The organism is Streptomyces sp. P9(2023), from assembly GCF_032436795.1.
GTDB lineage: Bacteria > Actinomycetota > Actinomycetes > Streptomycetales > Streptomycetaceae > Streptomyces.
Genome location: NZ_JAUPWM010000610.1, coordinates 1 through 259, shown reverse-complemented (window position 1 = coordinate 259; position 259 = coordinate 1). Strand labels below are relative to the sequence as shown.

At 63.3% G+C, this 259-nt stretch carries 1 protein-coding gene; it reads right to left on the bottom strand.

Translation table 11 applies throughout. The features are described from left to right. On the bottom strand, nucleotides 1–259 hold a 259-nt coding region (locus Q5762_RS38885; protein ID WP_315897034.1), incomplete at both ends, for a hypothetical protein.

Below are 259 nucleotides of genomic sequence, written 5' to 3'. Positions count from 1 at the left end.
CGTCAGGGTCCGGGAACAGGAACTCTTCGGCCTCGGCCGCCGCGCTGTTAAAGGACCGCGCCCACATCCCGCAGGCATCGACAAATTCGCGGGTCATCTCTTGAGAATAAGAGATATACATTGCATCCATCCCGCCGGCCTTGCGTTCGCGCGCGGCGCGCAACACAGCATAAGCGGCCAGCGCCCAGGTCAGGCCGACCCGGCGCGATTTTTCGACCACCAGCACGTTGGTGCCGGCACTTTCCAGAAGCCGCACCGT